This is a genomic window from Mesorhizobium sp. M8A.F.Ca.ET.208.01.1.1, assembly GCF_004791315.1.
Taxonomy (GTDB): Bacteria; Pseudomonadota; Alphaproteobacteria; order Rhizobiales; family Rhizobiaceae; genus Mesorhizobium.
The window spans coordinates 1341981-1365499 of sequence record NZ_SRUT01000001.1 but is presented as its reverse complement, the minus strand read 5'-3'; the positions used below and the strand labels follow the sequence as shown (position 1 = coordinate 1365499).

Sequence of the window (23519 nt, the reverse complement as noted above, 5' to 3'; positions counted from 1 at the left end):
TCTGACGTGACGATATCGATGTATGAGGCATCCGTGCCCGTGTTTTCAGCCAGGCTGAAAGCACTTTCCAATGTGCTCGCGGCAGCCGAACAAAACGCGCTTGACCGCAAGATCGACCCGCAGGTGTTTTTGACGGCGCGGCTTGCGCCCGACATGTTCGCTTTGACTCGGCAGGTGCAGATCGCCACCGACCATGCCAAGGGAGCACCCTCACGGCTGGCCAGCCGCGAAGTGCCGAAATACGAAGACAATGAGGCAAGCTTTGCCGATCTCGAAGCGAGGATCGCCAAGACACTGGCCCATCTGGCGACTTTTTCGGCCGCCGATATCGACGGGTCGGATGACAGGATGATCGAGTTGAAGCTGGGGGGCCGGGAAACCACATTGAGCGGCATGCAGTATCTGCTGCATGTGGCCATGCCCAACTTCTATTTCCACCTTACCACCGCTTACGACATTCTTCGCCACAATGGCGTGCCGTTGGGCAAGGCGACGTTCCTGGGATCGCGTTGAGGCGTGAGGTTCGAGATGTCCTGGATCGATCCGGGACATCTCGCGGGATGCAGCCTAGCGGATGGACATTTCGCGGGCGATACGCGGGAAATCGGCGGGCTTGATGCCGATGTCGGCACGCTCGGCGCTGCTCATCGAATGAAGCAGCGCCAGCGCCGCACGATATCTCTGATGTTCCTGCGGGCGCGGCCGGGCAAACATTTCCGTGAAGAAACCCATGATTCAGGCTCCTGGTTGGTCCTCCACACCACACAATATACGTGAATCGTGACAATTGTGCAGTGCAGCATTTGCATGCCTGCCATGTCCGAATGATTTTCATAAAAATTTTTTGCGGCCTGATGAAACTTTTGCGCCGCGTCAATCGTAGGCTTCGACGCTGGCACGTGGCCAGTTTTTCCTCGCCACTCCTGGCGAATTTCCGGACTGCATGAAAGTGCAGTCCGGCTTTTGGTCGAGGAGCCATTGATCCTCGATCGCAATCCTCGCAACGGCTAAATTCGTTAAGACCTGTGGCATGTATTTTTAACGAGCCGGTTCTATGCTCTGCAATCCAGACAGTCAGGCAAGGGGGAGGCTGACATCGCTACCAGCGCCAAGCGTGATTTCGCTTCGTTGCTCGACGACCTCTTCGTTGCCTCCGACAAGGGCGACGGCATCGAGGGCGACGAGACCGGCGCGCGCCCGTCCATCCCGTTCGACTATCTTTCGGTCGCCGATGAACTCCATTCCGGCCGCATCAAGGTATCCGCCGCGGAATATCGCGAGGCTGGTGCTGATCTGGCCAGCGAATTTGCCGCCCTGCTTGAACAGGCAAGGCTGGCCCTGGCTGGCGAAGAACCGAAGCCGGAAGAAGAATTGCCACCAATCGATCCTGAATCGATTGCGGTCGAACTGGGACTGAATCAGCCCAGGGTCGTTGCCGATTTCAGTCGCATGCGCCGCAGCTTTGCTTTTGCCAACCATCCTGACCGGGTTGCCCCGCATTTGCGCCAGCGCGCGATGATCCGCATGCAAGTGGCCAACATGCTGATCGACGAGGCCAAGCGCCGCGCCGTGGCCGCCGCACGCCGCTAGCCGTCTCTGCTCACGCAAAAGTCGGCCTGGCAAGGCTTGGAGAGCGCCTCCGCTTTCCTATAAGATGCGGTTTCCTCCCGCGCAGCCGCGCATGTTTTTCCCTCCGGAGCAGAATTCCATGCACAAACGCCGTCTCGGCCGGACCGATCTTCTTGTCACCCAGATTTGCCTCGGTTCGATGACCTGGGGCCAGCAGAACACCGAGGCCGAGGGCCATGCCCAGATGGACCTGGCCTTCTCGCGTGGCGTCAATTTCATCGACACCGCCGAACTCTATCCGATCCCGCCCAAGGCGGAGACGCAAGGGCGGACCGAGAAGATCATCGGCAGCTGGATGAAGGCCAAGGGCAATCGCGACAAGGTGATCCTCGCCTCAAAGGTGGTCGGCCGTACCGCCAACAGCTGGTTTCGCGGCGACCGACCCTCGCAATTGGTGCGGGCCGATATCTTTGATGCCATCGACAAATCGCTGGCCAAGCTCGGCACGGACTATCTCGACCTCTATCAAATCCACTGGCCGGAACGGGACATCCCATGGGGCGCCAACCCGACGCGCGTCGGCGCGGTGGCGCGGCGCGCCGATTCTGTCGGCGCGCCAGTCGGCGAGACACCGATCGCCGAGACGCTTGCGGTATTCGAGGAACTGGTGAAGGCAGGAAAAATCCGCCATTTCGGCCTGTCGAACGAGAGTTCGTGGGGCGTGATGCGCTTCCTCGCCGAGGCCGACAAAGGGATCGGTCCGCGCGTCGCCTCGATCCAGAACGCCTACAACCTCGTCAACCGGACCTTCGAGGTGAACCTCGCCGAGGTCTGCGAACGCGAAGGAGTGTCGCTGCTTGCCTATTCGCCGCTGGCGCAGGGTTATCTGACCGGCAAGTACGATCACGGCGCCCGCCCGCAGGGCTCGCGCTCGCAGCTCTTCAACCGCGGTCAGCGTTATGAGACGCCCAATGCCGCTCAGGCGCAGCTCGAATACAATGAACTGGCGCGCTCTTTCGGCCTGGAGCCGGCGCTGTTTGCCAATGCCTATGTATCGAGCCGGCCTTTCGTCACATCGAACATCGTCGGCGCGACAACCATTTCGCAGCTGGAGATGGCGCTGTCCTCGGTGGATGTCGTCTGGACCCAAGAAATGCAGAAGGCGGTGGACGCCATTCACCAGCGGGTCGGCAATCCCTGTCCGTGACCGGGCCGGGTGCGGAATTGTCGAGCAACAGCAAAGGGGTGGAGACGATGGTGGATTTTTCGATCGAGGCCGTGCGTGGAAAATTTCCCGCTCTCTCGCTGACCGACAAAGGGCGCCGGCGCATCTATCTCGACAATCCTGCCGGCACGCAGGTGCCTCAGGCCGTCGCCGATGCGGTCTCGCGCTGCCTTTTGACGACCAATGCCAATCTAGGCGGCTATTTCGAAACGACGATCGCGGCGCAGCAGGTCGTCGATGAGGCGCACCAGGCGATGGCCGATTTCCTCGGCGCGGCGAGCCCGCAAGAGATCATCATCGGCGCCAACATGACGACGCTGACCTATCACATGTCGCGGACGCTCGGCCGCACGATGAAGCCAGGCGACGAGATCATCCTCACCCGCATGGACCATGAGGGCAATGTGTCGCCCTGGCTGCAACTGGCCGAGGATCTCGGCCTCGTCGTGCACTGGCTGCCGTTCGACGAAAGGACCTGGCAGGTCGAGGAGGCGAAGCTCGCTGGTCTGCTGTCTGGGAAGACACGGTTGGTGGCGTTGAACTACGCCAGCAATCTCACCGGCTCGATCAACCGGGTCAAGTCATTGACCCAACTTGCAAAAAAGGCCGGAGCGCTGGTCTATGTCGATGCCGTGCAATTCGCGCCGCATGGCTTGATCGACGTGCAGGAGCTCGGCTGCGATTTTCTGATCTGCTCGGCCTACAAATTCTTCGGCCCGCATATGGGCATCCTGTGGGGCCGGCGCGACGTCATCGAAGGCCTGAAGGCCTATAAGTGTCGCTGTTCCTCGAACGGCCTGCCGGAGCGCTTCGAACTCGGCACGCCGCAGATCGAACTGATGGCCGGCCTCACCGCGGCGGTCGACTATTTTGCCGACCTCGGCGCCGGCGAGGGCGGATCGAGAAGGCGCAGGATTGCCAGGGCGTTCGAAGTCTCCATCGCCTATGAAAACCCGCTGGCGCAAAGGTTGATCGATGGTCTGTCCGATATTTCAGGCCTGGCGATCCATGGCATCACCGATTCGAAACGGCTCGCAGATCGTGTGCCGACTGTTTCCTTCACCGTGGACGGCATAGTGCCCGAAAAGATCGTGCGGCAGATGAATACCGAAAACATCTTCCTGTGGTCGGGTCACAACTATGCCTGGGAGATCGTCCACCAACTGGGCATTCCGGCCGAGCAAGGCGTCGTGCGCATCGGCATCGCGCATTACAACACGGCGTCCGAAATCGACGAGACGCTGGAAAGCGTGCACCGGGTGATTGCCATGCTCAGGCAGCAACGGTCCTGACGCGGGCTTGAGCTCTCAGCGCGCCTTGCCGCCAAAACCGGTGAGGAAGGCGGTGAGATTGTCGCCGAGTTCGTCGCAGAGATAGCCGCCTTCCTGGACGATGACCGTCGGCAGGCCGAGGCCGGCGATCGCCTCGCCGATGCGCGAGAAGCCCAGCGTCGTCACCGAAAGCCCGCCGAACGGATCGCCCTCGAACGCGTCGAGGCCGAGCGCCACGACCAGTACATCGGGAGAGAAGGCTCGGATGCGCTGGAACGCCACGCCGAGCGCTTCCAGAAACGCCGCATCAGCGGATTTGCGCCGCAGCGGCAGGTTGAAATTGTAGCCGAGGCCGGGGCCTTCGCCGCGCTCGTCGGCATGGCCCCAGAAGAACGGGTAGAAGCGCACCGGATCGGCATGCAGCGAGACGGTCAGCACGTCGGGCCGCGCATAGAAAATGCCTTGCGTGCCGTTGCCGTGATGCAGGTCGACATCGAGGATCGCCACGCGGGCCGCCTGTCTACGCAGCACTTGTGCCGCGACGGCCGAATTGTTGATGAAGCAGAAGCCGCCGGCGACATCGGCAAAGGCGTGGTGGCCAGGCGGTCGGCACAGCGCATAGGCGCCGGAAGCGCCTGCCATCACCGTTTCCGCCGCCTCGACGGCGCTCCAGGCGCTCCACAGCGCGCTCTGCCATGTCTCGCCCGAGATCGGGCAGGCCGTGTCTGCCATATGATAACCGGCCTGGCCGACAGCGGAGGCCGGATAGGAGCCGTTGCGGGCGATCGGGTGGATATTGGGGATGACCTCCGCCGACGCCCCGTCGATCCGCTGCCAGCGCTCGAAAATATGTTCGAGGAAGTCGAGATATTCGGGCGTATGCACGGCGGAGACCGGGCCGAGCCCATGATTCCCGGGTCTTTCGATGGTGCAACCCGCAGACCTTGCGCCGGCTAATAATCTTTCGACGCGTTCCGGTTTTTCAGGATTTGGTTGCGCGGCACCGCTGGAAAGGAAAGCCTTGGGGTCGTGCCGCTTCTGCTCCTGCGCGTAGAAGGCTTTCATGGCTGGTCCCCATTTTCCGGCGTGTCGGCGAAGGCGAAAAACGCCTCGCCGATGATTTTCTGCGTCTGCTCGTAGCTCGACCAGGCAATGCCCAGCCTCTCGTAAAAAGCCTTGGCGCCCTCATTGTCGGTGTCGACGGACAGCCTCAGATAAACGCCGCCATCCCTGCGGCATTCCGCCGCCACGCGGCGCAGCAGGCGTTCGCCGATCTTGCGGCCACGGAACCGGTCTTCGACATAGAGGTCCTGCACATAGACGCCAGGCCGCCCCATCCAGGTCGAGAAGATCGGGAAATGCAGGCACAATCCGGCGAACTCGCCATCCACTTCGGCGATCAGCGTCGAGAAAGCGGGCTTTGCGCCGAAGCCCCAGGTTCTGAGATCGTCCGCCGTCGAGATGATTTCCTCGGGCGCGCCGATATGAGTGCCGAGTTTCAGGATCGCCGCATGGATGGTTTCGACATCATCGATGGTGCCGGGGCGGAGGAGGACATCATTGGAGGCTGGATTGGTCACAGTCTTGTCTCAAAAAGCCACGCGGTCGCCGCCCTTGAGCGCCAGCATGTCGCGCGCTTCCGCCGGTGTGGCAACCTCCAGCGACAGCCCATCGAGAATGCCACGGATGCGGCGCACCTGGTCGGCGTTGGATTTCGCCAATTGACGGCCGTCGTAGAGGCTGTCCTCCAGCCCGACACGCACATTTCCGCCCATCGCGGCGGCGATCGAGATCAGCGGCATCTGGCTCCGCCCGGCGGCCAGTACCGAAAACTGGTAGCTGTCGCCGAACAATTTGTCGGCGATCCGCTTCATATGGACGAGATTGTCCGGGTCGGCGCCGATACCGCCCAGGATGCCAAGTACGAACTGGATGAACAGCGGCCCGGACACCAGCCCCCGGTCGCGGAAATGCGCCAGTGAATAGAGGTGGCCGACATCGTAACACTCGAACTCGAAGCGGGTGCCGCAGCCTTTGCCAAGCCGCTCGAGCACGCCTTCCATGTCGGCAAAGGTGTTCTTGAAGATGGTGTCGCGGGTTGCTTCGAGTAGCTTCGGCTCCCATTCGTGCTGCCATTCCCTTGGCTTGTCGAGCATTGGGAACAGCGCGAAATTCATCGAACCCATGTTGAGCGAACACATTTCGGGTTCAGCCCGCAGCGGTGCCGCCAACCGTTGGTCCAGCGTCATCAAAGAGGAGCCGCCGGTGGTGATGTTGATCACTGCGTCGGTCGCCTGCTTGATGCGCGGCAGGAACTGCATGAACACTTCGGGATCGGCGGTGGGGCGGCCATCCCTGGGGTCGCGTGCGTGCAGATGCAGGATCGAGGCCCCGGCCTCGGCGGCCGCGATCGCATCCGCCGCGATCTGGTCCGGCGTCACCGGCAGATGGGGCGACATGGACGGCGTATGCACCGAACCGGTGACGGCGCAGGTGATGATGACTTTTCGCGGCGCCATTTCTTCTACCCTCGGCCTTCGACCGGCAGGTCCAGTTCGCCGGCCAGGACTTCGAGCGAGTCGCCGATGATGGAGATGATCTCGCCGACCTGCTCGCTGGTGACGATCATCGGCGGCGCCACCATGAAATTGTCACCGTCGACGCCGCCCTTGACCCTGCGGCCGTAGATAATCAGTCCGCGCTCATAGGCGAGGTCGAGCAGCCGTTGCGTCGCTTTCTTGGGCTGGTCGATCGGCTTCAGAGTTTCCGGATCGGCGACCATTTCGGCGCCCGTAAGCAGCCCCTTGCCGCGCACATCGGCAATGAATGGAAAGCGTTTCGCAAGTGCCTTCAGGCCGTCCATCAGCACATCGCCCATGGCAGCCGCATTGGCGATCAGGTCGAGCCGGTCCATTTCGCCCAGCACCGCAAGCCCGGCGGCGCAGGCCAGCGGATTGCCGGCATAGGTGTGGCCGTGCTGGAAGCCGCCGGTGGCGAGCAGCGGCTCGACCAGCCGCATCGGCGCCGCCAGCGCGCCGAGCGGCGCGTAGCCCGATCCCAGCCCTTTCGACAGCGCGACGATGTCCGGCTTGCAGTTCCAATGGTCGCCGCCGAGGAATTTGCCGGTGCGGCCCGCACCGCTCATCACTTCGTCGTGGATGAGCAGGATGCCGTAGCGGTCGCAGATTTCGCGGATGCGCGCATAGTAGCTGTCGGGCGCCACCAGCGCGGCGGTCGCCGCGCCGCCGATCGGCTCCATGATGAAGGCGACGACGCTTTCGGGGCCTTCGGCGAGGATCTTTTCCTCCAGCATGTCGGCGTAGCGGACGCCGCGCTGCTCCATCGAGAAATTGTCGCGGTCGCGCCAGGCGGTTGGTGCCGGCACGGTCGGCATCACCCGCATCATCGGCGTAAAAGTCTCGGCCAGCGCATCGTCGCCGGTGATCGAAAGCGAACCCAGCGTGCCGCCATGATAGGAAGGAAAGCGGGTGATCACTTTCCAGCGGCCGGCCTGGCCGGTGGCGACGGCCCATTGCCGGGCCAGCTTGATGCAGGATTCCGTCGCCTCCGAGCCGCCGGAGACGAAGAAGATGCGGTCCATGCCTTGCGGAAGCTTGCCGGCAAGTTCTCGCGCCAGTTCTTCCGCTGGCTCGTTTTCGAAATGCAGCCGGTAGGCGAAGGTGGCGCGGTCCATCTGCCGCTTCATGGCATCGAGCACATTGCGGTTGGAATGGCCGATATTGGCGACCATCGGGCCGCTCGATCCGTCGATGAAACGGCGGCCATCCTGCGTCCACATGTAGATGCCTTCGGCGCGATCGATGAGCGGTCGGCGCAGGCTGGACAGATAGAAGAGATGCGATTCTCGCCGAGTTTCGGCGGCATGCTGGACTTTCGACATGTCAGGACTTTCCAAGATAGCGATCGAGGACATTCTGGGTAACCCGTTCGACCATCGGGTCTTGTCTTAGCAGGCCGGCGACCCATTCGCAGCTTCCGGCGTGGAACACCTCGCCCTTGCCGCGTGGAAAATTGACGATCATGCCATTGCTGCGTTTGACCTTTTCGAGATTGGCGTCGCTCCTGTCGCCGAACAGCGTCTCGGCGCTGAAGCGGCCATCCTCGTCGGTGAGGAACTGGTCCTCGACCGGGATGTCGGCGCTTTCCCCGACCTGGCTGGCCATGCCGACGGCCAGCACCTGCAAGCCATCGGGCGCGCCGCTGGTCGCGGTCGGGTAGGGCAGGCCGCCACGGATCTCGAAATCGAGCCCGTCGACCTCATAGCCATAGACATGGCTGTCGGCGCCCAGCAGGTCGCCATAATAGATGCCGGTCCCGGCAAAGGCCCAGTGCTCTGGCCGGTAGACCGGAAACCCGCGCACGCCGCGCGGCGCGCAGCCGCCCCAGCCCGCGTAAAGGCCACGGGTGGCGTTGAGCCCGAAGGTCGCGGCACCCGGCCTGCCGATTTCGGGCGCTTCCCAGGAATTGGTGGCGCGTGTCACGTCGCCGCCGCGATAGGCGGGGTCTTCGGCCCGCGCGCGGTATTTGTAGCAAACCTGCCGGCGGCCTTCATCCTCCAGCCGGGTTTGCCACATGAAATTGCCGGCAAAGCGCGCCGCATGGCCGCCGCGCTCGACATAGAAGTCGACGGCATCGCGCATTTCCCAGGTCCAGTATTCGTCATGGCCGACGAAGACCGCGCAGTCGTAGCCGTCGAGAATCTCGGGCGAGAAATGCAGGTCGTGCTGGCTGGTCAGATCGGCATCATAGCCCGCCCGTTCGGCAAAGCGAAAAAAATGGCTGTCGTAGCTGGCCCAGCCCGACGAGGCGTATTTCTTCGAATGGCCGGTGGCGAGCGCCCATTCCATGTGCGGATAGCGCGGCACCGTCTTCGGCGGCACCGCGACTTCCAGCGGCACGCGCGGCGCGTCCGCAGGCAGCACGGCAAAGCCGCGGCACCAGGGGCGCTGCGTCGACACGATGGGCGAGTACTGGTCGCGGTCGGGCCCGGTAATGCCCTGATAATGGTTGGAACCGCCCCAGGTGTTGTATGCGAGCCAGGTGCCCGTCGCCGCCACCTGCAGCACTCGGCCCGGCTTCTTGCCCGGTTGGGGCGAGACGATAAAGATGTGGTGACTTCGGATCGGCTTGCCGTCGCGCCCGTCGGCGGTCAGAGTCACGCGATAGGCGCCGGACGGCCAGTCGTTTTCCACACGGAATTCAAAGGAGGATTCCCAGCCGCAGCCTTCGGCCGAGCACTGGTCCGGGCTGTCCTGCCAGCGCGACGCGATGCCGGATGTCTCGAACACTTTCGCCTCGGTGCCGCCGTCTCGGGTGATGGTCATGCTGAATGACGGAGCTGTGGAACTGACATGCAGCGTAACCGTCTCGCCGGCGCGATACGAAAACCGGTCGCTGTAGCACCAGATCTCGCCGCGCTCGCCATCCATGCCTGGCCACTCGTAATAGTGGCCGCGAACCGCGTGGCGGCGCTGCTCCGCCGTCAGTCCGAAATCGGGGAATTCCGTGGGATATCTGGTCATCATCATGCTCAGGCGGAAAGATATTTCTTGAGGAAGCCGCGCGTGCGTTCCTTTCGCGGCGCGCGAAAGATCTCGGCTGGCGGGCCTTCCTCGACAACCACGCCGCCATCCATGAACAGCACCCGGTCGGCGACCTCGCCGGCAAAGCGCATCTCATGCGTTACGATGAGCATGGTCATGTGTTCGGCGGCAAGCTGTTTCATCACCGCGTTGACCTCGTCGACCAGTTCCGGGTCGAGCGCCGAAGTGGCTTCATCGAACAGCATCACCTTGGGCTGCATGGCCAGAGCACGGGCAATCGCCACACGCTGCTTTTGGCCGCCCGAAAGCCGGGAGGGGTAGGCGTCGATCTTTTCGGCGAGCCCGACCTTGGAGAGGAGTTCGTGCGCGAGCGCCTTGGCATCGGCTTTCGGCATGCCTTTCAGGATCACCGGTCCCATGGTGATGTTCTCGATCACCGTCAGATGTGGGAACAGATTGAAGTGCTGGAACACCATGCCCATTTGCTGGCGCACCTTGTTGATGTGTCGCTCGAAGGCCTGGCCATGCAACGGCTGGTTGACCTGCACGCCGTCCAGCCAGACTTCGCCACCGTTCAATGTCTCGAGATGATTGATCGAGCGCAGCAGCGTGCTCTTGCCGGAGCCGCTTGGACCGATGATCGCCACGATCTGCCCACGCTCGACCGACAGGTCGATACCCTTGAGAACCTCGACGGCGCCGAAGGATTTGCGCGCCCCGCGAACCTCCACCATTGGCCTCTGCGTGCTCATCGGGAAACCTCCACATGCCGTTCAAACCGATGCAAGGCCGCTTCGAGCACAAGGTTGAGAATGTAGTAGAGCACGGCAGCCGTAATGTAGAATTCGAACGGGCGGAACGTTTCGCTGATCGCCAGTTGCGCCGAGTGGACCAGCTCCGCGATACCGATGACCGAGACGATGGAGGATTCCTTCAACAACGCGATCAGGTTGCCGCTGATCGGCGGCGCCGTGTTGCGGATGGCTTGCGGTATGACGACGTAGCGCAGCGCCTGCCATTTGCCGAAGCCGATGCTGCGCGCGCCTTCCGTTTGGCCGACGTCGACCGCCACGATGCCCGCGCGAATGACATCGGCATTGTAGACGGCAAAATGCAGCCCAAGCCCGATGATGCCGGCGGCAAGGGCAGGGATGTCGATGCCGATCTGCACCAGTCCGAAATAGATCTGGAAAAGTTGCAGCAGCAGCGGCGTACCCATGAACACCCACATGAACGCGCGCACGGGGTAGGCCAGCATCGCCGGTGCGTAGAGGACGATGACGGCGAACAGGATGCCGAAGGCAAAACTGAGGGCTCCGGCCGAGACCGTCAGCACCGATGTCCACCAGGCGCCTGTCAGAAGAAGGTCCCAGTAGGGCACGACGACGCTGAAATCGAGACCTTGCATCACGCTCCCCCGATCAGATGATGGCAAAGCGCTTGTCGAGCATGTCGACGATGCGGGCAATGGCGTAGACCATGATCATGTAAAGCAGGGCCGCGACGCCGAAAATCTCGAACGGCTTGTAGGTGGAGCCGATGAAACGCTGGGCCGTATAGGTCAACTCCACCACCGAAATGGTGGACACCAGCGCGGACCCCTTCAGCAAGGCGACCGTGTTGACGCCGAGCGGGCGGATCATCAGCCTCGCGGCCTGCGGCAGCACGACTTTGCGCAAGGTCTGCAAACGGCTGAATCCGATTGTGCGGGCAGCCTCCGTCTGGCCGCGGTCGACCGCCATCACGGCGCCCCGGATCGATTCCGCCATATAGGCGCCGATGTTGAGGCCAAGGCCGATCACGCCAGCCGTGAACGGCTCCAGATTGATGCCGATCTGCGGTCCGCCGAAATAGAACACGAACAGCTGGATCAGGCAGGGTGTGCCGCGAAACAGGCTGACATAGACAGTGCCGACGGCCCGCAGGATCGCCGATCTCGACATCCGGGCGGCCGCCGCCAGCGCCGCGGCCGCCAGCCCCAGAACCAGGGCCAGCACTGTCAGTTCCAGCGTCACGAGCGCCGCTTCCACGAAAAACGGGAAGACACGGCTCATCAAGGAGAAATCCATGGGGTCTACCCGGCAGGAATGTCGTTTGGTTTTCAGGCGACCTGGCCGCCTGAAAACCGGATGGAATTAGCGGATGTCGGTGCCGACCCACTGCTTGGAGATCTTCTCGTAGGTGCCGTCTGCCATCATCCCGTCCAATGCCTTCTGCATGGCGGCCTTGAGCTCCGGATTGTCCTTGCGGATGGCTATGCCGATGGCGACGCTGCCGCCTTCGATGTCAGGCGTGTCGAGCTTGCGCACCTTCTCGCCGGTTTCCTTGACGGCGACCATGACCGGAATGTTGTCGACGACGATGGCATCGACACGGCCCGCCTTCAATTCCAGCAACAATTCCGGCAAGCCCTTGTAGGTGCGGACATCCCAGCCACCCTGCGCGCGCGCCCATTTCTCGTGCGTCTCGCCCAGCGTCACGCCAAGGGTCTTGCCCTTGAGGTCGTCGAGGCTCTGCACCTTGGAATCCTGGTTCACGAAGACCGCGCGGCCGGCGTGATAGTAGGGGCCGACGAAATCGACGACTTTCTCGCGCTCGGGCGTGATCGTCATCGAGCCGACGACGGTGTCGTATTTGTTTGCGAGCAGGCCGGCGATGATGCCGTCCCAGGCGGTGGTGATGATGGTGCCCTTGACGCCGATGCGTTCGGCGATGGCCTTGCCGATATCGGCGTCGAAGCCGACAACCTCGTTCTGGTCGTTGACGAAGTTGAAGGGCGGATACTGCCCGCTCATCGAAATCTTCAGTTCGCCTGCCGAGTTGATCGTTTCGAGATCGTCGGCGCTGGCCGAAACGGCGGTGAAGGCCGAAGCAAGCAGCAGTGCGGCAACCGCGATGCCGGAAAATACCTTGTTCATCTGAATTTCTGTCCTCTGGATGGAGCGCGAAGGCTTGTTCTTGGGAGGCGTTGGGGCGCTCTCCTGATGTCAATGATTGCCTTTGCTCCAGCATTGCGCAAATAGATAATGGGAATAGGGAGCATAGATACCAAGAATGGCATTGCCTCGCCCCGAACGGCTGGTCTGGGACCTCGACTGGAACCTGCTGCGCACATTCGTCGTCATCGCGGAGGTGAAAAGCATCACCCGGGCAGCCGAGCGCCTGAACCTCAAGCAACCCAGCGTCAGCAACGCGTTGCGGCGCCTGGAGGATCGCGTTGGCCGGCGCCTGGTCGAGCGTGATGCGACACGCTTCGAACTCACCGAGGTCGGGCGCCTGATCTATGAGCAGAGCGTGGAGGTGTTCGGCACCATATCGCAACTGCCGCTGCTGATGCGCGGGATCAGCGACGACGTCACCGGCCACGTCATGATCGCGACCGCCAGCCATGTCGTCTCGCCGCTGTTCGACCGGGCGCTGGCGGAATTCCACCGCAACTACCCGCGCGGCTCCATCACCATCTCGGTCGCGGCAAGCACGGAAGTGGCCAAGCAGGTGCGGGAGCGCCGCGCTTCCTTCGGCATCTGCCTGGTCAGCCAGCGCGATCCGGCACTGGACTACACGATGGTTTATCGCGAGTTCTTCGGCTTCTTCTGTGGCCCGCAGCACAGGCTGTTCGGGAAGACCGGATTGACGCTTGCGGATCTGCGGGGCGAGCCGTCCGTGTCCTTCCAGACCGATCACATTTCGGACGCCTTGCGGCCGGTGGCGTTGCTGCGCAGCGAGGCCAAGCTGAATGCCGATGTCGTCGGCGTGTCGTCCAGCCTGGAGGAGGTGCGGCGCATGATCGTGGCAGGGCTCGGCATCGGCCCGCTGCCGCTGCATGTCGCGCGGCGCGACGTGGCCGATGGTATGCTGTGGCGATTGCCGCCTTACGATGCGCCGCCGGCCATCGACATCTTCCTGCTGACCAATCCCGACAAGGCGATGAATCGGGCCGAGAAGGCGCTTTTGTCCGGAATTCAGGCCCTGATCGCCGAAACGCCCCTGCAGGATCGAATCTACAGCGATTGACGGGTCGACGCGGGTCTATTCGACAAGGAAGGCCGCGGCGCGGTCGCGCATCGGCTCATCCAGCGCCACCGAGGCCCTGGCGGTGAGATCGAAGCGCACGCTGGTCGTCCGGCTCGATGCATGGACGGTGCCATCGATCGATCCGGACATCACCTGTTCGAAGGTGATGGAGGTGCGACCGACCTTGACCACATGCGAGCGGATGGTGAGGAGCGAGCCGGCTTTCGTTTCATGCCGGTAGTCGATTTCGGTGCGCACGTCGGCCCATCCGTTCTGGGAGCCCTGGCCGCCCTCCTGTCCGGCGATATGGCCGAGGAGCTGGAAACTGGCATCGTCGAACATCGCGGCGTAATGGCGCACATTCATGTGCCCCATCACGTCGCACATCCAGGGATGGGCGACGCCCACGAAGGTGACGAGGGATTTGCTCATGTGAATTGTTCCGTGGCCTTTGTTTGGATCGCGAGACGCCTTATCGAAACGCGCGGCTGCAGGCAAACCGGCGGATGACTTGGGTGAGGGCTTTCGAGCCGGCGATGGCCTGTAGGTCGACATTCCTTAGCCGGGCCCTTGGCCCTCCCGAGCAAACCGACTATCTCAGAAAGACGGCGGCAGTTCCGCCATGGGGACAGGCATGCTCAGGGTGCAAAAGGTCAAGGTCGACGACATCTACGTGCCCACCGCGCGCAAGAAGACGCTGCATCCCGAGACCGTCCGGCATCTCGCCGAGGATATCCTGGAAAACGGCATGAAGACGCCGATCCAGGTCCGCCACGATGGCAAGCGGCACATACTTGTCGAAGGACTGCATCGTCTGGAAGCAGCCAAGTGGCTCGGCGAGTCAGAGATCGACGCCTATCTGGTGCAAGCCAAGCGCCACTGACGCGCGCCTTCGCCCGAAGCACGCACAGTCTCCAGAATTTTTCACCTGGCATGTCGGGTTGCGTTGCATTGGCTCGTCCTTGGGACGGAAGCCAGATCAAGCCGAATCCCGAGGAGAAAATAGTGGCCACCAAGCTCGACATCGCCCCCGCCAACGACCGCGAACTGGTTCTCGCCCGCATCATCGATGCACCGCGCGAGAACGTCTATCGCTGCTGGACCGACCCGACCCTGATCACGCAATGGTTCGCGCCAAAGCCGTGGACGACGCCGCGTGCCGAGATGGACGTGCGCACGGGTGGCAACAGCCTCGTCGTCATGGCCGGTCCTGACGGCGATGAATTCCCCAATCCCGGGGTTTTCCTGGAAGTCGTTCCCGGCAGGAAGATCATCTTCACCGATGCCTATACCCAGGCGTGGGAGCCGTCGGAAAAACCGTTCATGACCGGCGTGCTGACCTTCGAGGACGAAGGCGAGGGCAAGACCCGCTACATCGCGCGCGTCCGGCACTGGAGCGTCGCCGACCGGCAGCAGCACGAGGCGATGGGTTTTCACGCGGGTTGGGGGCAATGCACCGACCAGCTCGAAGACCTCGCCAGGACGCTTTGACATCGGTCGACCAGGAGGAGACCGATATGTCCAGAACCCTGTTTTTTGCCATTCTTGCTTCGGCGGCGGCGTTTCTCGCTTGTCCGGGCACCATCAATGCAGAGGAGACGAAGCCCGCCATGACCACCGAAACGAAAACGCTGCCGAAGCCGCAAAAATCCGGCCTGCTGCCGATCAACGGCGTGAACTACTATTACGCTATCTATGGCAAGGGTGAGCCGCTGCTTCTGCTGCATGGCGGCCTCGGCTCCATCGACATGTTCGCGCCGATCCTGGCCAAGCTTGCCGAGAACCGCACCGTCATCGGGGTCGACCTGCAGGGGCACGGCCGCACCGCGCTTGGCGACCGGCCATTCACCCTGGAGGCGATCGGCGATGATATGGCTGGTATCGTCAAGACACTCGGCTACGACAAGGTCGACGTCATGGGCTATTCGCTGGGCGGCGGCGTTGCCTTCCGCATGGCGGTCCAGCATCCCGAGGTTGTGCGTCGGCTGGTCCTTGTCTCGACCGGCTACGCCGCCGACGGCTTTTATGACGAGATGCGTCCGCAGCAGGCGCAGGTAAGTGCCGCCGCCGCGGCGTTCATGAAAGAGACACCGATGTACAAATCCTACGTCGCCGTCGCGCCACATCCCGAGGACTTCCCGAAGCTGCTCGACGCGCTCGGCAATTTCATGCGCCAGAACTACGACTTCTCCGCCGACGTTCCCAAGCTGAAGATGCCCGTCATGCTCGCTTACGGCGACAGCGACATGTATAAGCCCGAGCATGAGATCAAGTTCTACCGGATGCTCGGTGGCGGCCTGAAGGATGCCGGCTGGATGCGCGAGAACCTGTCTCAGAACCGTCTGGCCATTCTGCCCAACCGCACCCACTACGACGTTTTCTTCGCTCCGGAACTGACGGCCGCCGCACTGCCGTTCCTCGACGGCCAGACCAAGGTGAAGAGCTGGGACGAGGTGGTCGGCGAAACCGAATGACCCTGCCATCTCTGGCGGCCGTCTCCAGCGAGACGGCCGTCGTGCTGTTTAGGAAGCCCTGGCGCGGCGTGGCTGTCTCAGATGCTTGATGCCGCCCATCTCGACGAAGTTGGTCGCCGATTCCCAGAGATAATCGCCGTAGAGGAAAGGCTCGAAGGGCTCGGCGCCCTCCAATGGCAGGGGCGAGATTTCCGCGTCGACGCGCGGCTCGTAGAAGAACGGGATCGAGAACCGCACCGTTTTCGGCGCAATGACCCGGTGCCGTGTCGCGCGCACGCGGCCACCGGTCCAGCGCTCCAGCAACTGGCCGAAATTAACCGCCAGCGTGCCATTGGCTGGAGGCACGTCGATCCATTCGCCGGCGAGGTTCTTTGCCTGCAAGCCCTCGACGCCGTCCTGCGCCAGCAAGGTGACGAAGCCTGAATCGGCATGTTCGCGGCCGATGATGGTGCGCGTTTCGCCCTTGTGGGTCACCGAAAACTCCGGCCCGCTTGTCTCGACGCCGGCACTGGCGTCGCGCAGGGGATAGCGGATCAGCCGCAGCGTCGAGATGCCACCAGCGAAATAGGCATCGAAGATCGTTTCAGGCAGGCCAAGCCCGCGTGCGATCGACCGCATCAGCATGGTGCCGACCGTCTCCATCGCGCGGTAGTAGTCGGCCGCGGCGGTGCGCCAGCCGGGTAAGGCATTTTCGGCCGGTAGTGGTGTCGGCTCGCACAGGGGATCGTCGGAGGCCGAGACTCGCGCCGCATCGGCAAGGTCCGGCCCCATGTCGATGCCTTCCTTGTAGGAAACGGCTTGCGGCTGCAGCGGAAACCAGCCGCGGTAGAAATTCTTCTTCGTGTGATCGAAATTCCAGCGCAGCAATTCCTGCTTGCCGGCATCGGGGAGCGCAAAGATGCGCAGCAATCGCGCGCGCTTGTCCGGCGTCAGCCAGTCATCGCCGGGAAAATCCCGGACCGCCAGGAAACCGATACCTGCCGCGGCAGCCATGATCCTGGCGTCGGCGCGGTCGCGGGCGGGCGAGGGCGGCCCGAACAGGTCCGCAATGCCGATCGTTTCGATGTCCGGTGTCATGACGTCCTGCCGCATCACGATAATCGATGACGTTGTATCAAAGCTTTTCAATTGACCCAATCGGCCTCGCCGCTACCTTGCCGCCTGTTCACTCCACCAATGGATTCAGGCGATGGCAAAATACGAAGGCGGATGCCTGTGCAAAGCGGTGCGCTACCGCACCGACGCCGACCCCATCAACGAGCGCATCTGTCACTGCCGGCTCTGCCAGAAGGCGATCGGCGCGGCCTTCAATGCGCGTGTTCTGTTCCGCATCGACGATGTGACGGTCGAGGGCCGGTTGGCCACGGTCAACACCTCGCCGGACCTCAAGCGCGGGTTTTGCCCGAACTGCGGCACAACGATGTTTTCGCGGCGCGACTCCGCCGGCATCATCGGCGTGACCACCGGTTCCCTGGACGACCCGTCGTTCTTCAGGCCACAGATGCATATGTGGACCGCCTCGAAACAGCCCTGGGTGATGTTTGACGACGGCTTGCCGCAATATGAGGGCGCACCGCCGGCCTAGCCCTCCACCTTCTCCTCAACAGGACGACGTGCCCCAGGATGACCAAAAATTAATCCAAAGAGACACGCGATAGCCGGCAAACCGTCATTGGCGGGCCATCTTTGTCACCCTATCTAAGCGTCGCGGGCCCGGCATTCGAGGAGACGACGGATGAACGACAGCATCAGCACCCTGGACGAGCTTTTGAGCGATCCGATGGTCCTGCTTGTGATGGAACGTGACCGTGTGCGCCCGGAACAGGTGCGCATGCTGCTTGAGCGGGCTCGCCGGCCTTCCCTCGATGAACCGGTTGTCCCGCCGGCGCATGTGATCGCCAGGACCTGCCAGAAACTGTGGCTGTGCCCCTGAGTAGCCTTGCGATCTTCCATGAACATCATTGGCCGGCCCCTGGGCCGATGCGGGTTGCGCAGCCCGTAGACGGTTGGAATGCGTCCGCCGCGTCGCGACGCAATGACGCCCGTTCGGGCCGCCAGCTTACAAATCCGTAAATTGATTCTCCGCCGCATAGCGGTATGGCTTGCCCGGCATTGATCGCCGCCGATCCTGCCTTCGCAAGTCCGATCCCTCCCGCATGGAGCCGACATGGCTGATATCTGCACGCAAGGCGTCGACACGGGCTTTGTCGGCCTTGGATTTGCCAAGGTCGCTTTCCTCGGCCTTGTGCAAGGCATCACCGAACTGCTGCCGATCTCCTCGACCGCCCATATGCGCATCGTGCCGGCTGTGCTTGGCTGGCAGGACCCGGGCTCGGCTTTCTCCGCCGCCATGCAGCTGGCGGCCCTTGCAGCGGTGGTCAGCTATTTCTGGGGCGACGTGAGGGATCTCCTGTTTGGATCACTCGATGCCCTCACGCGCCGCGATTTTGCCGACCGGCATTTCCGTCTGGCGCTGTGGATCGTGCTGGCGACGATCCCCATCGTCATCGCCGGCGTGGCGCTCTCGGGCGTCCTCAACACCTGCAATTCGCCGTTGCGCAGTCTGAGCGTGATTGGCTGGGCCTGCATCGCCATGGCGGTCCTGCTGGCGCTGGCCGAGATTTTCGCCCGTCACAAGCGCACCGTTGGCGAAGCGTCGCTCGCCGACGCGCTCCTTGTCGGCGTCGCGCAGGTTGGCGCGCTGATCCCGGGCGTCTCTCGCTCTGGCTCGACGCTGACGGCGGCGCTGGGGCTTGGCTTCAAGCGGGCGGAGGCGGCCCGTTTCTCGTTCCTGCTCGGGCTGCCGGCGATCGCGCTCGCCGGCCTCAAGGAATTGTGGGAACTGCACAAGGTGCATCTCGACGCCCATGGATGGTCGGTTCTCGGCGTGGGACTGCTCGTGGCCTCGATATCGGCCTTCTTCGCCATCTGGGGCCTGATGCGCGTGCTCGAACGCTTCTCCGCCTGGCCTTTCGTCATCTATCGCGGCGCGCTCGGGGTCGTCCTGCTGCTCGGCGTGGCTCTGGGATGGCTAGCCTAGGCCGAACCGGCACGCTTGCGGTGTTGCGCTGCTGCAACCGCCTGGAGCGCATCAACCCATGCCCGAAGATGTGATCGGACGCCTTCATTGACTTCCGGCAATGTCCGCCCTTAACGTTCTGTTAACAAAAAACAGATGGCGGAGCCGCATGGCATCCTCGTTGGGTTTGCGCCGCAAGGCGAAGGGGCTGGGGCTTGCGATTGCCCTGATTGCTTTCTGTTCGGCGGCGAATTCCGCCTACGCGGCTCCCGCTTCCATGGTCATCGGCGGCTCGACCTCGCAGCCGATCGGCCACTATGATTTTTGCAAGATCCATGCCGCCGAGTGCTCCATCCGTTCACCCGACAGCGAGCCGGAACAGATGACTGGCAAGCTGTTGCGGGAGATCAGTGCCGTAAACCTTTCGGTCAACACGCGCGTCAAGCCGATGAGCGACATGGACAATTACGGCAAGGAGGAATGGTGGGCCTATCCGGACAATGGCTTCGGCGATTGCGAGGATTACGCGCTGGAAAAGCGGCGTGAGCTCAACAGCCTGGGCATCGCCATAGCCAATCTCCTGATGACGGTGGTTCGCAAGCCGGATGGCGAAGGCCATGCCGTGCTGACGGTACGCACCGACAAGGGCGACTTCATCCTCGACAATCTTGTCGACAAGGTTCGTCTCTGGAACCAGACGCCTTATCGCTATCTGAAAAGACAGGCGAGCGACGACACCGGGCACTGGGTCTCCATTCTCGCCGGCGAAGAGAAGCTGGTCAGCGCCGTCAAATAGCCGTCGCGGGCCGTCACCGGACCGTAGTCCACGCTTCCCCTGAGCAAATCCTTCATCGTACCGGCAAGCGGTGCTATCCACGACAACTCGTTGGAACCGACAATCCGGAACGCGCATGGATTTTTTGACACTCCTGCATTCGGCGCCCTTGTTGCTGACTTTGGTCAAGGCCGCGTTGCCGCACGCGCTTGCCACGACAATGGCGTTCGGCCAGTGGTTCGCTTCGGTGCCGCCGTGCCGTGACGTCGCCTTCGAGGCCGGCAGCTTTCTCGTCTGCGAGGTCGATCCAAAACTGTATTCGATCGAACTGTTCTGGAAAGATCAGGGCGGCAAGCCTTTTCAGTCGCTGCACAATCTCGACAACGCCCAGCGCGCGGCCGGCCGTACCATGCTGTTTGCCATCAATGCGGGCATGTATCACCCCGACCTCAGGCCGGTCGGCCTCTATGTCGAGCGCGGCCGGGAAATGGCCGGTGTGAAGACGGGATCGGGCAGCGGCAATTTTTCGCTGCAGCCGAACGGCATCTTCTATATCGGCGGCGGCAAGGCCGCGGTGCGGGCGACCAGGGACTTCGTCAGGCAGCGGCCAGCCACCGACTATGCAACGCAATCAGGGCCGATGCTGGTGATCGACGGCCAGCTTCACCCGAAATTCCGATCCGACGGCACGTCGCGCAAGAGCCGCGACGGCGTCGGGGTGCGAAAGGATGGCGTCGCCGTCTTTGCCATCTCGAACGGCACGGTGACATTCCATGCCTTCGCCCGCCTGTTTCGCGACGCGCTCGGCTGCGACAACGCACTCTTCCTCGACGGCACTATATCGAGTCTGCTCGCTCCGGCCATTGGCCGCAACGACGACTATTGGAACCTGGGACCGATGATCGGCGTCTTCAGGAAACGCGGCTGACGCATGGCGCCATCCCCTAGGTCTGGGCATCGCGCCTGCCTCGCAGCCTGATGACAATCACGGCGACGATGATCGCCGCCACTATGGCCGCGATAACCGCCAGCCCGAACAGGCTGGTCGCGTCGAGTTCGGGCAGGCTGTCGGCCCCTTTCGCCACCAGCCATCCGGGCGACAGCACGACCGGCGCCCAGATGATCGCCGACAGGATGTTGGCGATCTGGAAGCGGCGCCTGTTCATGCCCATCATACCCGCGACCAGCGGCACGGTGGCACGCACCGGACCAAAGAAGCGGCCGACGAAAACCGCGGCGAAACCGTAGCGATGGAAGAACAGGCGCGCCCTGGCGATCTCACGGCGATAGCGGTTGAGCGGCCATTTGTGGACGACGCCGCGCCCGAGCCATTTGCCGAGAAAATAGGAGATGGTGTCGCCGAGCGCCGCTCCGATCATCGCGGCGAGGAGAACGGGCAAGGGTTGGACGACACCGGCGCCCACTAGGCCGCCGACGATGATCAGCACCGTGGTGCCGGGCAACAGGATGCCGACCAGCACCAGCGATTCGCCGAAGGCCAGCAGCCCGACCACGAGGCCGGCCCAGGCCTGATGGTTCTCGATGAAACAAACGCTTTGGTCGATGAACGACTGCACGCAAGCTCCCTTTTGAAAGTGTTTCTCAGCTGCCGCTGTCGAGCAGGCTCCTGAGTTCGTCGAGCTTGTCGTTGACGAGCCAGCCGCGTGGCCCGGCGCCTTTTCAAGAATTTTGGGAACGCCGGCGCAAACGCCGCATGCCGTTCTCAACAGCCACATCATGGCGCTGTCAAGGCTTGGCCGGGCCGCCGCCGGCGACTGTCTGAAAGGGGCCACAGCTATGGTAAAAAACTTGATTCAAACTTTATTGGTAATTTCTCGTTCATAACTCGTCTGGTTGTCCGTCGGCCGTCGCCTTCGGTCTGTTGTGTTTGAGTACAGGTCCAGATGCGGTTATCAGGCGTCATCAGTTTCGTGATCGCATCGCTGTGCCTCGCCGGCTGTTCCTCGACGTCGGGCATGGACGCGCTCGACATGCAGAAGCCATCCAATGAAACGACCAGTTCGGTGGTGCGGCCAAGCGCGCCGATCGCGTCCGTTCCGGTGGCCAGGGCAAACGCGCCGCGCAAGCGGGTTGAGGTTGCGTCCGCGGACGACACCGCTCGCCCCTTTGGCCTGGCGGAGGAAGAGACGGTGGCGTTTCCCGCACCCGAACTGCCCGACAGCGCCGAGCCGCCGATCGAGGAGGCTGCCCTGGGGTCGCCACCGAAGCTGCTGTCGCGGGCGGCACCGGCCATGCTCGCAGGACCGGTCACGCGCTACGGCTTCCGCGACGCCAAGCCGATCAATTTCGGCCGCTCGTCGCCCCGCCACCTTGCCGTGCACGGTGTCGACGTGTCGCGCTGGCAGGGTGACGTGAATTGGGAAAAGCTGCGCGCCCAGGGCGCCAACTTCGCCTACATAAAGGCGACCGACGGCGGCGACCACCTCGACCCGATGTTTATGAAGAACTGGCGCGGCGCGCAGGCCGCGGGGCTGAAGCGTGGCGCCTATCATTTCTTCTACTGGTGCCGCACCGCCGGCGAACAGGCCGACTGGTTCATCCGCAACGTGCCGAAGGTCGACGGTGCGCTGCCGCCCGTGATCGACGTCGAGTGGAACGGCGACTCCAGCTGCCAGCGCCGGCCGTCGCGCGAAAAGGTGCTGGAGAAGATGCAGGTGTTCATGGACAAGCTGGAGCGTCACTACGGCCAGCGGCCGATCATCTACACGTCGCCCGACTTCTATCGCGACAACCTTCGGGGCGCCTTCCCAGACTATCCCTTCTGGCTGCGCGCCGTGGCCCGGCATCCGTCTAAGGTCTATCCCGATCGCAAGTGGCTGTTCTGGCAGTATTCCGGTTCCGGCCTGTCGCATGGCGTGACCGGTCGCATCGACCTCAACGTCTTCCATGGCGATGAGCGGCAATGGCGCGCCTGGGCCGGCGGTGGCGGCCGGCAGATGATGGCTGACGCGGACTAGGCAGCGCGACTAATGGGCGCGCGCGCCGGAAGCTTCGCCGCGGGGCGCCTTGTCCGAGTGCCGGCGCGATTCGTCGAACGTGGCGAAGGCCAGAGTCCCGGAAAAAAAGCCGAAGCTGATCAGGACCGCCGCGATAACCATGATGTCGTAGCTGGGCACGTTCGTTCTCCGTTTGATGATTGCCATTGGCGGAGAAGACAGGATGAACGCAGGCAGGGCCTTGATCTGGGTCAACCAAGCCATTGAGGCGGCGCGCGATCCATCATTGCTGCGATGGACAGACCTGGATTCGAATGCCCGGACCGTCGCCATGCGTCCATTCAAGGCAATCCCACCGGGGTAACGAGCGGAGATGGCGCGCCTGGGCGGGCGGCGCGGGCCGGCAGATGATGGCCGACGCGGATCAAAACAGCGCTGGTTCGGATTCTTATTGCAGCTGAGCGCTGCGGCTGTTGCGTTCCTCGCTCAGCCGCAGCGCCGTCCTCAACCCCATGATCTCGGAAATCGCCGCGTCGATCATGGCCAGAAGCGTCAGCGTGTCGTGCTGGCTTGGATCGGCCCTGACATAGGCAAGCTGGTTCACGATGTCCTTGTCGTCGTCGGCTTCGTCGTTCATGTCCGTCTCCCGAC

At 62.8% G+C, this 23519-nt stretch carries 29 protein-coding genes; 14 read left to right on the top strand and 15 right to left on the bottom strand.

Features of this window, described 5'->3' with window-relative positions; all coding sequences use genetic code 11:
- The first annotated feature begins 6 nt into the window (after nucleotides 1-6).
- Nucleotides 7-513: a DUF1993 family protein gene (locus tag EN851_RS06935; RefSeq protein WP_135915492.1), complete on the top strand. Its 507-nt coding sequence runs from the start codon at nucleotides 7-9 to the stop codon at nucleotides 511-513.
- Nucleotides 514-567: 54 nt separating this feature from the next.
- Here the strand turns inward: EN851_RS06935 and EN851_RS06930 are convergent, their stop codons facing one another.
- Nucleotides 568-732 carry a hypothetical protein gene (locus EN851_RS06930; protein ID WP_127280965.1) on the bottom strand — a complete coding sequence of 55 codons (165 nt, stop codon included), beginning with the start codon at nucleotides 730-732 and terminating at the stop codon, nucleotides 568-570.
- A 396-nt stretch (nucleotides 733-1128) separates the two neighbouring features.
- Between EN851_RS06930 and EN851_RS06925 the strand changes: the two genes are divergently transcribed.
- The 3 genes from EN851_RS06925 to EN851_RS06915 all read left to right on the top strand — a co-directional run bounded on the left by EN851_RS06925 (nucleotide 1129) and on the right by EN851_RS06915 (nucleotide 4086).
- Complete coding sequence (locus EN851_RS06925; RefSeq protein WP_135928823.1) at nucleotides 1129-1590, top strand: hypothetical protein; 462 nt, start codon at nucleotides 1129-1131, stop codon at nucleotides 1588-1590.
- A 118-nt stretch (nucleotides 1591-1708) separates the two neighbouring features.
- On the top strand, nucleotides 1709-2776 hold the full coding sequence (locus EN851_RS06920; RefSeq protein ID WP_135928822.1) for an aldo/keto reductase: 1068 nt from the start codon (nucleotides 1709-1711) through the stop codon (nucleotides 2774-2776).
- Nucleotides 2777-2823: 47 nt separating this feature from the next.
- Nucleotides 2824-4086, top strand: a complete 1263-nt coding sequence (locus tag EN851_RS06915) for a cysteine desulfurase-like protein (RefSeq protein ID WP_189521775.1) — start codon at nucleotides 2824-2826, stop codon at nucleotides 4084-4086.
- A 15-nt stretch (nucleotides 4087-4101) separates the two neighbouring features.
- Here the strand turns inward: EN851_RS06915 and EN851_RS06910 are convergent, their stop codons facing one another.
- The 9 genes from EN851_RS06910 to EN851_RS06870 form a co-directional block, all read right to left on the bottom strand.
- Nucleotides 4102-5130, bottom strand: coding sequence for a histone deacetylase family protein (locus EN851_RS06910; protein WP_135928820.1), 1029 nt, complete (start codon nucleotides 5128-5130; stop codon nucleotides 4102-4104).
- Complete coding sequence (locus EN851_RS06905) at nucleotides 5127-5645, bottom strand: GNAT family N-acetyltransferase (RefSeq protein WP_127280114.1); 519 nt, start codon at nucleotides 5643-5645, stop codon at nucleotides 5127-5129. The genes EN851_RS06910 and EN851_RS06905 overlap by 4 nt, the downstream gene beginning before the upstream one ends.
- A 9-nt stretch (nucleotides 5646-5654) precedes the next feature.
- The gene (locus tag EN851_RS06900) at nucleotides 5655-6584 is read right to left on the bottom strand and encodes a 3-keto-5-aminohexanoate cleavage protein (RefSeq protein ID WP_127280115.1); all 930 of its coding nucleotides are present in this window, start codon (nucleotides 6582-6584) and stop codon (nucleotides 5655-5657) included.
- 5 nt (nucleotides 6585-6589) lie between these two features.
- Complete coding sequence (locus EN851_RS06895) at nucleotides 6590-7966, bottom strand: aspartate aminotransferase family protein (RefSeq protein ID WP_135918689.1); 1377 nt, start codon at nucleotides 7964-7966, stop codon at nucleotides 6590-6592.
- A 1-nt stretch (nucleotide 7967) separates the two neighbouring features.
- Nucleotides 7968-9608 (bottom strand): N,N-dimethylformamidase beta subunit family domain-containing protein, encoded by a 1641-nt coding sequence (locus EN851_RS06890; protein ID WP_135928819.1) that lies wholly within the window; start codon nucleotides 9606-9608, stop codon nucleotides 7968-7970.
- 8 nt (nucleotides 9609-9616) lie between these two features.
- Nucleotides 9617-10381 (bottom strand): amino acid ABC transporter ATP-binding protein, encoded by a 765-nt coding sequence (locus tag EN851_RS06885; protein WP_135928818.1) that lies wholly within the window; start codon nucleotides 10379-10381, stop codon nucleotides 9617-9619.
- Nucleotides 10378-11037, bottom strand: coding sequence for an amino acid ABC transporter permease (locus EN851_RS06880; RefSeq protein ID WP_135928817.1), 660 nt, complete (start codon nucleotides 11035-11037; stop codon nucleotides 10378-10380). The genes EN851_RS06885 and EN851_RS06880 overlap by 4 nt, the downstream gene beginning before the upstream one ends.
- A gap of 13 nt (nucleotides 11038-11050) precedes the next feature.
- Nucleotides 11051-11698, bottom strand: coding sequence for an amino acid ABC transporter permease (locus EN851_RS06875; protein WP_135928816.1), 648 nt, complete (start codon nucleotides 11696-11698; stop codon nucleotides 11051-11053).
- 66 nt (nucleotides 11699-11764) lie between these two features.
- Nucleotides 11765-12547, bottom strand: a complete 783-nt coding sequence (locus tag EN851_RS06870; protein WP_135928815.1) for an ABC transporter substrate-binding protein — start codon at nucleotides 12545-12547, stop codon at nucleotides 11765-11767.
- Between the two features lie 136 nt (nucleotides 12548-12683).
- On the opposite strand from EN851_RS06870, the gene EN851_RS06865 reads away from it, so the two are divergent.
- Complete coding sequence (locus tag EN851_RS06865; RefSeq protein ID WP_127869530.1) at nucleotides 12684-13643, top strand: LysR family transcriptional regulator; 960 nt, start codon at nucleotides 12684-12686, stop codon at nucleotides 13641-13643.
- 15 nt (nucleotides 13644-13658) lie between these two features.
- Here the strand turns inward: EN851_RS06865 and EN851_RS06860 are convergent, their stop codons facing one another.
- Complete coding sequence (locus EN851_RS06860) at nucleotides 13659-14075, bottom strand: acyl-CoA thioesterase (protein ID WP_135928814.1); 417 nt, start codon at nucleotides 14073-14075, stop codon at nucleotides 13659-13661.
- Nucleotides 14076-14277: 202 nt separating this feature from the next.
- On the opposite strand from EN851_RS06860, the gene EN851_RS06855 reads away from it, so the two are divergent.
- From EN851_RS06855 to EN851_RS06845, 3 genes are all read left to right on the top strand, one after another.
- The gene (locus tag EN851_RS06855; protein WP_127276129.1) at nucleotides 14278-14526 is read left to right on the top strand and encodes a ParB N-terminal domain-containing protein; all 249 of its coding nucleotides are present in this window, start codon (nucleotides 14278-14280) and stop codon (nucleotides 14524-14526) included.
- Between the two features lie 122 nt (nucleotides 14527-14648).
- On the top strand, nucleotides 14649-15134 hold the full coding sequence (locus EN851_RS06850) for an SRPBCC family protein (protein ID WP_127869528.1): 486 nt from the start codon (nucleotides 14649-14651) through the stop codon (nucleotides 15132-15134).
- A 26-nt stretch (nucleotides 15135-15160) separates the two neighbouring features.
- Nucleotides 15161-16117, top strand: coding sequence for an alpha/beta hydrolase (locus tag EN851_RS06845; protein WP_135928813.1), 957 nt, complete (start codon nucleotides 15161-15163; stop codon nucleotides 16115-16117).
- 48 nt (nucleotides 16118-16165) lie between these two features.
- Here EN851_RS06845 and EN851_RS06840 read toward each other — a convergent pair whose 3' ends face one another.
- The gene (locus EN851_RS06840) at nucleotides 16166-17194 is read right to left on the bottom strand and encodes a 2OG-Fe(II) oxygenase family protein (RefSeq protein ID WP_135928812.1); all 1029 of its coding nucleotides are present in this window, start codon (nucleotides 17192-17194) and stop codon (nucleotides 16166-16168) included.
- A 112-nt stretch (nucleotides 17195-17306) separates the two neighbouring features.
- On the opposite strand from EN851_RS06840, the gene EN851_RS06835 reads away from it, so the two are divergent.
- The 5 genes from EN851_RS06835 to EN851_RS06815 all read left to right on the top strand — a co-directional run bounded on the left by EN851_RS06835 (nucleotide 17307) and on the right by EN851_RS06815 (nucleotide 20839).
- Nucleotides 17307-17702, top strand: a complete 396-nt coding sequence (locus EN851_RS06835) for a GFA family protein (RefSeq protein WP_135928811.1) — start codon at nucleotides 17307-17309, stop codon at nucleotides 17700-17702.
- A gap of 150 nt (nucleotides 17703-17852) precedes the next feature.
- Nucleotides 17853-18050 (top strand): hypothetical protein, encoded by a 198-nt coding sequence (locus EN851_RS06830; protein WP_127276118.1) that lies wholly within the window; start codon nucleotides 17853-17855, stop codon nucleotides 18048-18050.
- 234 nt (nucleotides 18051-18284) lie between these two features.
- Nucleotides 18285-19157, top strand: coding sequence for an undecaprenyl-diphosphate phosphatase (locus EN851_RS06825; RefSeq protein WP_135915510.1), 873 nt, complete (start codon nucleotides 18285-18287; stop codon nucleotides 19155-19157).
- 148 nt (nucleotides 19158-19305) lie between these two features.
- Nucleotides 19306-19932: a transglutaminase-like cysteine peptidase gene (locus tag EN851_RS06820; protein WP_135915511.1), complete on the top strand. Its 627-nt coding sequence runs from the start codon at nucleotides 19306-19308 to the stop codon at nucleotides 19930-19932.
- Nucleotides 19933-20047: 115 nt separating this feature from the next.
- A complete protein-coding gene (locus EN851_RS06815; RefSeq protein WP_127276112.1) occupies nucleotides 20048-20839 on the top strand; it encodes a phosphodiester glycosidase family protein in 792 nt (263 codons plus the stop codon).
- Nucleotides 20840-20855: 16 nt separating this feature from the next.
- Here EN851_RS06815 and EN851_RS06810 read toward each other — a convergent pair whose 3' ends face one another.
- Nucleotides 20856-21488: a DedA family protein gene (locus tag EN851_RS06810; RefSeq protein ID WP_127869522.1), complete on the bottom strand. Its 633-nt coding sequence runs from the start codon at nucleotides 21486-21488 to the stop codon at nucleotides 20856-20858.
- 327 nt (nucleotides 21489-21815) lie between these two features.
- Here EN851_RS06810 and EN851_RS06805 point away from each other — a divergent pair, with 327 nt between their 5' ends.
- Nucleotides 21816-22889, top strand: coding sequence for a GH25 family lysozyme (locus EN851_RS06805; protein WP_135928810.1), 1074 nt, complete (start codon nucleotides 21816-21818; stop codon nucleotides 22887-22889).
- A gap of 9 nt (nucleotides 22890-22898) precedes the next feature.
- Here the strand turns inward: EN851_RS06805 and EN851_RS06800 are convergent, their stop codons facing one another.
- Nucleotides 22899-23201 carry a hypothetical protein gene (locus EN851_RS06800; RefSeq protein WP_127869520.1) on the bottom strand — a complete coding sequence of 101 codons (303 nt, stop codon included), beginning with the start codon at nucleotides 23199-23201 and terminating at the stop codon, nucleotides 22899-22901.
- A gap of 115 nt (nucleotides 23202-23316) precedes the next feature.
- A complete protein-coding gene (locus EN851_RS06795) occupies nucleotides 23317-23505 on the bottom strand; it encodes a hypothetical protein (protein WP_127276106.1) in 189 nt (62 codons plus the stop codon).
- Nucleotides 23506-23519: the final 14 nt, after the last annotated feature.

Excerpts from the sequence above, each read along its gene's own strand:
- EN851_RS06860 (WP_135928814.1), bottom strand. The coding sequence starts at position 14,075 with ATGAGCAAATCCCTCGTCACCTTCGTGGGCGTCGCCCATCCCTGGATG.
- EN851_RS06920 (WP_135928822.1), top strand. The coding sequence starts at position 1,709 with ATGCACAAACGCCGTCTCGGCCGGACCGATCTTCTTGTCACCCAGATT.
- EN851_RS06875 (WP_135928816.1), bottom strand. The coding sequence starts at position 11,698 with ATGGATTTCTCCTTGATGAGCCGTGTCTTCCCGTTTTTCGTGGAAGCG.
- EN851_RS06915 (WP_189521775.1), top strand. The coding sequence starts at position 2,824 with ATGGTGGATTTTTCGATCGAGGCCGTGCGTGGAAAATTTCCCGCTCTC.
- EN851_RS06820 (WP_135915511.1), top strand. The coding sequence starts at position 19,306 with ATGGCATCCTCGTTGGGTTTGCGCCGCAAGGCGAAGGGGCTGGGGCTT.
- EN851_RS06910 (WP_135928820.1), bottom strand. The coding sequence starts at position 5,130 with ATGAAAGCCTTCTACGCGCAGGAGCAGAAGCGGCACGACCCCAAGGCT.
- EN851_RS06840 (WP_135928812.1), bottom strand. The coding sequence starts at position 17,194 with ATGACACCGGACATCGAAACGATCGGCATTGCGGACCTGTTCGGGCCG.
- EN851_RS06895 (WP_135918689.1), bottom strand. The coding sequence starts at position 7,966 with ATGTCGAAAGTCCAGCATGCCGCCGAAACTCGGCGAGAATCGCATCTC.
- EN851_RS06845 (WP_135928813.1), top strand. The coding sequence starts at position 15,161 with ATGTCCAGAACCCTGTTTTTTGCCATTCTTGCTTCGGCGGCGGCGTTT.
- EN851_RS06795 (WP_127276106.1), bottom strand. The coding sequence starts at position 23,505 with ATGAACGACGAAGCCGACGACGACAAGGACATCGTGAACCAGCTTGCC.
- EN851_RS06835 (WP_135928811.1), top strand. The coding sequence starts at position 17,307 with ATGGCAAAATACGAAGGCGGATGCCTGTGCAAAGCGGTGCGCTACCGC.
- EN851_RS06880 (WP_135928817.1), bottom strand. The coding sequence starts at position 11,037 with ATGCAAGGTCTCGATTTCAGCGTCGTCGTGCCCTACTGGGACCTTCTT.
- EN851_RS06865 (WP_127869530.1), top strand. The coding sequence starts at position 12,684 with ATGGCATTGCCTCGCCCCGAACGGCTGGTCTGGGACCTCGACTGGAAC.
- EN851_RS06930 (WP_127280965.1), bottom strand. The coding sequence starts at position 732 with ATGGGTTTCTTCACGGAAATGTTTGCCCGGCCGCGCCCGCAGGAACAT.
- EN851_RS06885 (WP_135928818.1), bottom strand. The coding sequence starts at position 10,381 with ATGAGCACGCAGAGGCCAATGGTGGAGGTTCGCGGGGCGCGCAAATCC.
- EN851_RS06805 (WP_135928810.1), top strand. The coding sequence starts at position 21,816 with ATGCGGTTATCAGGCGTCATCAGTTTCGTGATCGCATCGCTGTGCCTC.
- EN851_RS06900 (WP_127280115.1), bottom strand. The coding sequence starts at position 6,584 with ATGGCGCCGCGAAAAGTCATCATCACCTGCGCCGTCACCGGTTCGGTG.
- EN851_RS06855 (WP_127276129.1), top strand. The coding sequence starts at position 14,278 with ATGCTCAGGGTGCAAAAGGTCAAGGTCGACGACATCTACGTGCCCACC.
- EN851_RS06890 (WP_135928819.1), bottom strand. The coding sequence starts at position 9,608 with ATGACCAGATATCCCACGGAATTCCCCGATTTCGGACTGACGGCGGAG.
- EN851_RS06800 (WP_127869520.1), bottom strand. The coding sequence starts at position 23,201 with ATGGCGACGGTCCGGGCATTCGAATCCAGGTCTGTCCATCGCAGCAAT.
- EN851_RS06830 (WP_127276118.1), top strand. The coding sequence starts at position 17,853 with ATGAACGACAGCATCAGCACCCTGGACGAGCTTTTGAGCGATCCGATG.
- EN851_RS06870 (WP_135928815.1), bottom strand. The coding sequence starts at position 12,547 with ATGAACAAGGTATTTTCCGGCATCGCGGTTGCCGCACTGCTGCTTGCT.
- EN851_RS06815 (WP_127276112.1), top strand. The coding sequence starts at position 20,048 with ATGGATTTTTTGACACTCCTGCATTCGGCGCCCTTGTTGCTGACTTTG.
- EN851_RS06825 (WP_135915510.1), top strand. The coding sequence starts at position 18,285 with ATGGCTGATATCTGCACGCAAGGCGTCGACACGGGCTTTGTCGGCCTT.